General features: G+C 71.2%; 1 pseudogene. It reads left to right on the top strand.

The window, feature by feature from the left end:
* Positions 1 to 426: 426 nt before the first annotated feature.
* Positions 427 to 881 (top strand): annotated as a pseudogene (locus JHN63_RS51510) (ACT domain-containing protein); the annotation flags it as partial.

Consider the following 881-nt stretch of genomic DNA (forward strand, 5'->3'; position numbering starts at 1 on the left):
GTCCGGGGGTGTGGGCCTTGGGCTGGGCGCTGCGGGTCCCGGTCCGGGGGTGCGAGCTTCGGCCTTGGGGGGCGCGGGTCTCGGTTCGGGTAGTGCGGACCCCGGTCCGGCTGGCGCGGGCTCTGGTCCGGGTGGTTCGGGCGCCGCCGAGTGGTGTGGGCTTCGGTCCTGGGGCGCGGGCTTCCCGTCCCGGTGGCGTCGGCCCTGGTTTCGGCCGGTACGGCTTTCTGCTCAGGTCCGAGGTGTACGGGGGCGGCCCTGGTCCGGCGGGGAGGGGTGTCGGCCCCGGTTCGGCGAGTACGAGGGCCGGCTCCGGTCCGGCGGGTATGCGTGCCGGCGCCGGTTCGGTGGGGAAGGGGCGTCGGGCCCGGTCCGGGTGGCGGACGTCGGTCCCTTCGGGCAGGGGGATATGGGACCCTGTCCCGCATGAATGCGCAGTCCAGTGCCGCCGCGGCGCCCGCCGACCAGTACGTCCTCACCCTGTCGTGCCCCGACAAGCAGGGCATCGTGCACGCCGTGTCGAGCTATCTCTTCATGACCGGGTGCAACATCGAGGACAGCCAGCAGTTCGGCGACCACGACACGGGACTGTTCTTCATGCGCGTCCACTTCTCGGCGGAGTCGCCGGTGACCGTGGAGAAGCTGCGCGCGAGCTTCGCGGCGATCGGTGACGCCTTCCACATGGACTGGCAGGTCAACCGGGCCGCGGACCGCATGCGGGTCGTGCTCATGGTCAGCAAGTTCGGGCACTGTCTGAACGACCTGTTGTTCCGGGCCCGGATCGGCGCGCTGCCGGTGGACATCGCGGCCGTGGTGTCCAACCACACGGACTTCGCCGAGCTGGTGGAGTCGTACCACATCCCCTTCCACCACATCCCGGT

This window comes from Streptomyces sp. MBT65 (assembly GCF_016612545.1).
GTDB lineage: Bacteria > Actinomycetota > Actinomycetes > Streptomycetales > Streptomycetaceae > Streptomyces.